Here is a 9,064-nt window from a genome sequence, read left to right on the forward strand (position 1 = left end):
AATATCGCAAAAAAAGAAAATATTCGAATTAAACAAGTGATAAAGAAAAATAGCTTCCAATAAATGTGGGCGTTATGAAGTTATTTTGAATAGGTGAATTGTAGTTCATATAGAACATTAGAATGACTATTATTTGGAGTAACCAATATCATGGTTGCTCCATTTTTTATTAAATATCTCCAAAAGAATTCCGGCACAAAAAATCCCTCGTACCAAAACGATACGAGGTTTATTTTTATCTCTTATTCATGTGGTAAGACATTTAAGATGTATAGTAATAAGATGAATACAAAGAATAATAACCACATTAACCAACTAACTTCTTTACGACGACCAGCGGCTGTCATGAAGAGTGGGTATGCTAAAAATCCAAATGCAATTCCGTATGTGATGTTGTATGTCAATGGAATTCCAATTAAGATCAAGAATGAAGGGAATGCAATTTCGAAATGTTCCCATTGGATTTCACGAAGAGCTGATGCCATCAAGACCCCAACCACGATTAAAGCAGGTGCTGTAACGTTAGTAGTTACGACTGCTAAAAGAGGTGAGAATAGCATTGAAGCTGCAAATAAAATCCCTGTGACAACTGCAGTTAAACCAGTTTTACCCCCAACGGCAATTCCGGCTGATGATTCGATGAAAGCAGCAGTTGGTGTTGTTCCCATCAATGAACCTGAAAGCATTGAAACAGAATCAGCGACCAAAGCACGGCCAACGTGAGGAATCTTACCGTCTTTCATGATGCCTGCTTGTTGAGCTAATCCAACAAGGGTACCAGCTGTATCAAAGAAAGCAACGATGAAAAAGACGATTACAACAGCCCACATTCTAATATCAGCGAGCGCATGTAAGTTTGTTAACGCAACCCCAAAAGTTGGTTTTAAACTTGGTGCGGCAGAAATAATTGCGTGTGGAGCTTTGATAACTCCTGTTCCTAAACCTAAAAGCGCAGTTGCGACCATTCCAAAGAATAGTGAACCAGGAACTTTTTTAGCCATTAAAAATCCAGTAATCACAATCCCAAACAATGTAAGCATGGTTGTTGGTTGACTGAATTGTCCGATTTCAACTAATGATGATTTTGAATCAACGATGATGCCACCGCCTTGAAGACCAACGAACGCAACGAAAATCCCGATACCGGCTGCCATTGCGTATTTAAGATCTTGGGGGATGGCGTTGATAATAATTTCACGAATCTTGAAGAATGAAACAAAGGTAAACAAGACAGAAGCCACGAAAACGCCGGCTAAAGCTTGTTGCCAAGGAATGCCCATCCCTAAAACAACAGAATAAGTGAAAAATGCGTTATCTCCTAAAGCAGGAGCGATTGCGATTGGGAAGTTAGCTAAAACCCCCATTAAGATACATCCGATAACCGCAGAAATTGCAGTTGCGGTAAAGATGGCGCCAGGATTCATCCCTGAAGCCCCTAAAATATTGGCATTAACAAAAAGGATGTAAGCCATTGAAACGAATGTCGTTAATCCGGCGATACTTTCACGTTTAACTGAAGTGTTGTTTTCAGATAAGTGGAAGAGACGCTCGAAAATATTGTTCGTGTTTTGCTTAGTTTGCATGTAAAAACACCTCTTAAAATAATAAATAAGTAATCAACAAAGAATATTATGACATGCTTCGTTAGAAAAAACAATTTATTTTTTAAGAAAATCTAAAATTTATTTATAAAACACGAACATTAAGTTAAAGTTAGCTCTAACAGCTATCCGAAATTGAGAATATGGTATAATTAAGGATGAAAATGATTAAATTTGAAGGGAAATAATATGGGGAAAAGAGTAGTAAAAGATAGCTTTGCGGTTATTGGTTTAGGCCAATTTGGCTCATCAATTTGTGAATCATTGGTTGAAGGGGGCCAAGAAGTCCTTGCGATTGATTCCAATGAAGATGTGGTCAATGAATTCGCAGATAAAGTAATGCGAGCTGTGATTGCGGATGGCTCTGATGAAGAAGCTTTACGTGAGTTAGATATCGGAAGTTTCGATCATGTCTACATTTCAATTGGGCGAAACATGCAGGCAAGTATTCTCGCCACGTTGATTGTGATTGAATTAGGTGCCAAAGACGTGATTGCGCGCGCAGAAAATGAAAATCATGCCCGTGTGCTAGAAAAAATCGGGGCCACACATGTTGTTCGACCGGAAAGAGATATCGCCAAACGCCTGGTATATCGTCAATTACACCCAACAATCGGGAACATTTTACGCTTAAATGAACATATTACTTTGGCGGAAATTAATATCACTAATCCAAAAATGTGCAACAAAACTTTAGCGCAACTGGACTTAACCAACCGCTACGGATTAAATGTTGTTGCGATTACGGATAAAAATAACTGGGTAACCCAGCTGCCAACTGCTGATAGTATTATTGAACCGAATGAAAAGATTATGGTGGTTGGGGATGGTCGCGACATTGAAAAATTTGAAAATGACGCGATTCTATAACAATAATAAAGAAGGAAATAGATTGAAAAAGAACTTAAAAAACATTTTAACAATTACGCTAACGGTGATCTTGGTATTTCCAATGTTAGCTTCATCAACGCAAGCTGCCCGTTTTGGTGGTAGAACTGGTGGTTTTAGAAGTGGCGGTTTTAGAACGAGAACGCGGACATACACACCAAGAAGGACGTACACGCCACGTTCAAACAAAACGAATACGTATGAAAACAAATCATACGAAACGAACACCAAGTCGTTTAATTCAAATACCAAGTCTTATCAAAATTCAACTTCAACAACTACAAACACAACGAAGAATTTCAAACCAGCCGAAAGCGCTGATACAATCCGTCGTTTGAAAGATGATATTGCCAAAAAGAAGACTTATACAAGAAACGATAGTGATCGCGTATTTTCAAGTAACCGCGTATCATTTGCGGATCGCAGAAGCTTCTTTGGTCAAAGTATCATTACCAACCCTTGGATGTGGATGATGTTGTTAAATAACCACCGTCAACACAAAAATAATGAAGAGTACCTCAAAGGCTATAAAGAAGGCTTTGCCGCAGCGGAACGTGATAGTAAAGAAAACACAACCGCCCACAAAACCCCCGATTCAAAATATTCTCATCATTATCGCACCGGTTATACCGATGGATATAACGATGAAGTAAATAATCGTGGAAACAAAACGGAATAATAATAGTAGAAACCAGATGACTTTTTGTCGCCTGGTTTTTTTGTTTTGCTATTAATGAAAGAAAAAGTTTAATTCCATTCTAAAATTGAAATTTGAATGCAAAAAAATAAGATAACCCCAGGCACATGAGAATTCTCGGCCGTTGCCTTACTCCCAGTTGTGAACCCAGTGTAACTCCTTCACAAGTTATCTATAGATTTTATGTTATTCCTTGGGGAAACTTTTTTCAAGTGTAAATTCAGATTATCGTGGTTAGATAGGTAAATGGTATAAACTGTTTATTAAAATTAACGTATAAATGTTAGATGGTTTTTAGAGTTAAAAGGATAATCGAAAAATATATCACTAGAATTTAAAATTAAGGTTGCTTATTTTAAATTCTAGTGATATATTATGTATGTAAGAGATGATTCAGGAGGTGAAATTAAGAATTGATACTTGAGGATATTATAGGTATTAAGTCAGTTTCAATTGGAATTAATCGTAGTTTACGTAAAAATGAAGTCAGTGATAAGCAATTTTATGAAAATAAAGATTTAGAGTCAGATTTAAAACAAGCTGAAAAGGTAAGTTCAAAAAAAGCATCTGTTAATGATGTAAAAGGGATTATCGAACAAGGTGATGTTGTATATAACTTAATGTCAGAGCGTTCTGCGGTAGTTTCAGCCGATAACTCTGGTAAGTTAGCTGCTCAAAATTTTATTATTATTAAAGTTGATCCTAATAAGTGTGATCCATGGTATTTGTGTTACTTACTGAATGAATCTTCAGAAGTAGATAAGCAAATTAGCAAAAAAATGGAAGGCACAGTTATTAGAAGAGTTAGCGCTGCAACGATTAAGAATTTAAATTTAGAAGTGTTACCAATCAAACGACAACAACAAATTGGGGAAACCTACAGATTATTGCAATATTCACTTGCGTTAAAAGAACGTAAGATGGAATTGTTCAAAAAGGGTATTTTAGAAACATTAAAACAAAAAAATGAGGGGAATTAGATGGTAAAAAAATCAATTTTAGATGAACAATCTGAATTAGAGTTTGAAAATCAAGTTATTGATTACATCCAACATATTGATAGTTCACAACAATGGGAATATTTATCGAATGTTAAGACAATTGATGGTTTATGGGATAACTTTAAGGCTATTTTAGAACGAAGAAACTATCAATCTTTACACGGAAAACCATTATCATTAGATGAATTTGCACAAGTTAAAGCTGAAATTGAAAAAATCGATACACCATATCAAGCGGGGCAATTTTTATATGGAATGAATGGTGTATGTGAAGTAGAAATTGATCGCGATAACGGGGACCATGTATTTTTAAATGTGTTCGATCAAAGCCAGGTGGGAACTGCTGATACGACTTATCAAATTGTTAATCAAATTGAAGTTCCAGCCGTGCAAGCGGGAAATCATAATCGTCGTTTTGATACAACTCTTTTAATTAATGGTTTGCCAATTATCCAAATCGAAGAAAAGAAACATGGACACAATGTTAGAGAAGCGCTAGAACAAATGCGCCAATACATTCGCGAAGGACTATTTGGAGGGATTTTTAGTACCTTACAAATTTTAATCGGGATGACCGAAACGGAAATTCGCTACATGGCCAATACTACATATAAAATGTTTAACACGGATTTTGCTTTTGAATGGGCAGATGAAATTGAAAACAAACCAGTTACAAACTGGAAAACATTTGTTGAAAGTTTCTTATCAATTCCAATGGCTCATCAAATGGCCACTGATTATATGATTTTAGATGGAACTAAGAACAAAGAAATGATTAAAATCATGCGTTCTTATCAAGTTTATGCAACTAAAAATGTAATTGATAAGGTCCGTCACCATGAATTTGGTAACGGTAGTGAAAAGAAAATTGGGTATATTTGGCATACGACTGGATCAGGTAAGACAATTTCTAGTTTTAAGGCAGCCTTTTTAGCCTCAAAATTGCCAAATGTGGAAAAAGTTGTCTTCTTAGTTGATAGAACAGCCTTAACAAATCAAACATATGATGAATATCGCGCGTATGATCCTAATGGGGATGAAAATAACAATGGCGGTGTTGTAAATGACACACCTAATACAGGCGACTTAGCTAAGAAGCTTCGTTCTAAACCTCACGGAATTATCGTAACTTCTATTCAAAAAATGGCAAGATTAGCTAAAACAAAGAAAGATGATAAATTTCAAAAACACGTTCTCTTTATTGTGGATGAAGCACACCGCTCAACTGCTGGGGATATGTTGATTGATATTCAAAAAGCATTTCCAAACTCAGCATGGGTTGGATATACTGGGACTCCAAGATTTGCAGAAGATAATCAACAAGAAAAGCATAAGCAACCGACAACAAAAGATATTTTTGGCGATCCATTGCATATATATACAATTAAAAATGCGATTGCAGATAAAAACGTTCTAGGATTTAAAGTTGACTTTAAAACCACTTTAAGTGAGGATGTTTTGAAGAACGATTACTTGCCAAATTTCTTGAGAGAAAAGCATCCAAATTGGGGTGATGATGCTATCAATGAACGAATTAGAAACTTTGGTCCGAAAGAAATGGATGATAGTGTATCGACGTCAGTTTATGATGACAATATTGAACATGTCCGTGAAGTTGTTAAAGACGTATTAGCTAATTGGGATAATCGATCAGTTAATCGTAAATACAATGCCATCTTAACTACCCATGTTGGTGGGGGAAAAGTATCTACAAGAATGGCAATGATGTACTTTAGAGAATTCTTGGAACAAATGAAGCATTGGGATGAAGAACCTTTAAAAATTGGTATCACTTTCTCAGAAGATAAGTCAAATTCAATCGAACAAGATACAAAAAATTCAGATTTAGATTATGCGTTGGAAGTATATAACAAACAGTTCGGAACGAGCTTTGGACGTAATAGTATGAAGGAATACAATGAGGATTTGGCTGCCCGTTTAAGTAAAACAATCTTATCTGAAAAAGAAGATCCAACCCAAGATTATTTAGATTTAATGATTGTTGTTGATCGTTTACTTACAGGGTTTAATGCTCCTGAAATGAACGCTTTATATGTTGATCGTATTTTAAAAGGGGCTAACTTGATTCAAGCATACTCAAGAACTAACCGTGTGCAAGATATGAAGTATAAGCCGTTTGGAAGAATTGTTAACTATCGTTGGCCAGCAAAATCAGAAGAGTTAATGAATGAAGCGTTAACTACTTACGCTAATCGTGCATCTGCTAATGAACAAACAGTTTTAGAAACTGAAGATGAAATTATTGCACCAAAGTTTGAAGAAGTTAAAGCAAAAATTAAAAAGATTAGTGGTCAAATTAAAAATCTAACTGATGAAGATTTTTTAAGAATTCCAGACGATGAAAAGAAACAAGATGAAATGTATCGCTTACTAAGACAGTTTGAAAATTCTCGAGCAGAAATTGAGCAGTATGATGAGTTTAAAGAAAGTTATCAAACAAAAGAAGATTTCTATGAAGATATTGATTTAACGATGGATCAAGCTGATAAGATTAGTAATCGTCTCAAACATCAAGTTATTGATGCAATTTCAGAGCGTAAAGGAATTGATCCAATAATGATTGATTTTGAAATGCAACAAGTTAAAGAAGTTAAAGTAAACTATGATTATTTAACTGAATTAATCGCTAAGTTGAGTAACTTGGTAAATGATAATGCAGATGAAGAAAAAGTTGATGAAGCCTATAACGAAATCGTTGATCGCTTAGCTCAAATGGATGATCAATCTCTTGTAGCATCAATTCGTAAATTTATTGATGATATCCGAGCTAAGTTGGTAAATATCAAAGAATATCCAGTTAAGCCAGAAGATGTTGATGATTTGATGAATGAACATAAAGAGGCTAATAACTTAGATTTAATTAAGGAATTTGCATATGATTATGGTGCAGATTTAGAGAAACTAGAAACTTCAATCAACGAAGCAGAAGCATACTATAAAACAGGAAAAGATGAAATTTCAAATTCAGCGTTACTTGCTGAACTACTAAAAGATTCTGCAGCAACATATAAAGAAAATGCTCAAAATGATGAGATTAGAAAATTAGCGAAAATTAAATATCGTAATCAATTCCGATATGATTTTCTTAAGCTAATCAATGAAATTTTAAAATAGGAGACTAAGTAAATGGAAAAAAGCAATACTGTACAAGAACTAACTAGCCAAATTTGGAGTATGGCAGATGAATTACGTGGAAATATGGATGCAAGTGAATATAGAAATTATATTTTAGGATTCATTTTCTACCGTTATCTTTCAGAAAAACAAGAAAAATATCTTTTAGATAACGATATTATTGAAGTGGAAGATGGAGAAACTTTCCAAGAAGTATATGAAAGAGAAGCTGTCGGCGAAGAACTACGTGACTTCATTGATGATATTTCAACAAACATTGGATATGCCATCGAACCAGAATATACTTGGACAAAAATTATCGACAAAATCCATAATGGGGATATGAAATCAAGTGATTTCCAAGCAATGTTTGAGTCTTTTGGTGCAAACGCTAAAGTTAATGCAAACTCAGTTAAAGACTTTAAAGGTGTCTTTAGTGATGTTTCAATTCAAAATACTCGCTTAGGGGAAAATACAGCAGCTCGTGGGAAGACATTAAGTAGTGTAGTTGAGCTTGTAGATAAGATTGACTATAAAGATGAAGGCGGCCGTGATGTTTTAGGTGACATTTATGAATTTTTAATCGCAAAGTTTGCTGGAAATTCAGGAAAAAAGGCAGGGGAATTCTATACCCCACATGAAGTATCTAAATTACTTGCACAACTAGCTGTCGCAGAAGGTAATCAAGGATCAGACACAGAATTTAGTGTATATGATTTTGCAATGGGATCAGGCTCATTACTATTAACAGTTCGTGATTATATTGATCAATCAGGTAAGAGTCCAGCATTTAAAATTCGTTACTATGGTCAAGAATTAAACACAACAACATATAACTTGGCACGTATGAACTTAATGATGCACGATGTTGAGTTTGATGAAATGGATGTTAACAATGCTGATACTTTAGAAGCAGATTGGCCAAGTAAAAAGAATCAAGTAGGGATTGAACAACCTCAAGTATTCGATGCAATTGTAGCGAACCCTCCATATTCAGCAAAATGGGATAATAATGATTCAAAAATGAAAGATCCACGATTTAAAGATTATGGTGCATTGGCTCCTAAGACTAAAGCTGATTATGCTTTCTTACTTCATGGTTTAGCTCACTTGAAAAAAGAAGGGCGTATGGCTATTGTTTTACCTCACGGGGTATTATTCCGTGGTGCTAAAGAAGGAAAGATTCGTGAAGCTTTACTAGAAAAGAACCAAATTGATGCAGTGATTGGTTTACCAGCTAACTTATTTTACTCAACTTCAATTCCAACAGTAATTTTAGTATTGAAGAAATATCGTGATCGTGATGATGTGATGTTTATTAATGCGCAAGATTGCTTTGAAAAACAAAAGAACCAAAATATTCTCCGTGATGAAGATATCCAAAAAATTATGGATGCATACTTGAAGAGAGAAGATGTTGAAAAGTTCGCTCATGTCGCAACATTGGATGAAATTCGTGAAAATGACTATAACTTAAATATTCCTCGTTATGTTGATACTTTTGAAGAAGAGCCAGAAATTGATTTAGGTGAACTTACAAAAGACATGCAAAAAACTAATGAAGAAATTAAAAATACGGAAAAAGAATTAGTTGGGATGCTAAAAGAATTAGTTTCAGCTGATACTAAGACTCAAAACGATCTTGATGAATTCATCAAAATGATGGAAAAGGGGTTGTAGAATATGAGTAAAAAGCCAGAAAAATCAGTACCTGATCTACGATTTAAGGGATTTACTAACGA

General features: G+C 34.8%; 6 protein-coding genes. 5 read left to right on the top strand and 1 reads right to left on the bottom strand.

All coding sequences use genetic code 11. The features are described 5' to 3' along the window. Nucleotides 1-242: 242 nt before the first annotated feature. Complete coding sequence (locus JCM14209_RS07995) at nucleotides 243-1,583, bottom strand: NCS2 family permease (protein WP_025022953.1); 1,341 nt, start codon at nucleotides 1,581-1,583, stop codon at nucleotides 243-245. A 207-nt stretch (nucleotides 1,584-1,790) separates the two neighbouring features. On the opposite strand from JCM14209_RS07995, the gene JCM14209_RS08000 reads away from it, so the two are divergent. The 5 genes from JCM14209_RS08000 (at nucleotide 1,791) to JCM14209_RS08020 (ending at nucleotide 9,002) form a co-directional block, all read left to right on the top strand. Continuing rightward, entirely contained in the window at nucleotides 1,791-2,471 is a 681-nt protein-coding gene (locus JCM14209_RS08000) for a potassium channel family protein (protein WP_025022954.1), read from the top strand. A gap of 22 nt (nucleotides 2,472-2,493) precedes the next feature. Beyond that, nucleotides 2,494-3,168, top strand: coding sequence for a hypothetical protein (locus tag JCM14209_RS08005; RefSeq protein ID WP_025022955.1), 675 nt, complete (start codon nucleotides 2,494-2,496; stop codon nucleotides 3,166-3,168). Between the two features lie 431 nt (nucleotides 3,169-3,599). Beyond that, nucleotides 3,600-4,166: a restriction endonuclease subunit S gene (locus JCM14209_RS08010; RefSeq protein ID WP_025022956.1), complete on the top strand. Its 567-nt coding sequence runs from the start codon at nucleotides 3,600-3,602 to the stop codon at nucleotides 4,164-4,166. Next, nucleotides 4,167-7,322: a type I restriction endonuclease subunit R gene (locus tag JCM14209_RS08015; protein WP_025022957.1), complete on the top strand. Its 3,156-nt coding sequence runs from the start codon at nucleotides 4,167-4,169 to the stop codon at nucleotides 7,320-7,322. A gap of 12 nt (nucleotides 7,323-7,334) precedes the next feature. Beyond that, complete coding sequence (locus tag JCM14209_RS08020; protein ID WP_025022958.1) at nucleotides 7,335-9,002, top strand: type I restriction-modification system subunit M; 1,668 nt, start codon at nucleotides 7,335-7,337, stop codon at nucleotides 9,000-9,002. Nucleotides 9,003-9,064 lie beyond the last annotated feature (62 nt).

The sequence above is a fragment of the Ligilactobacillus hayakitensis DSM 18933 = JCM 14209 genome (assembly GCF_000615845.1).
Taxonomy (GTDB): Bacteria; Bacillota; Bacilli; order Lactobacillales; family Lactobacillaceae; genus Ligilactobacillus; species Ligilactobacillus hayakitensis.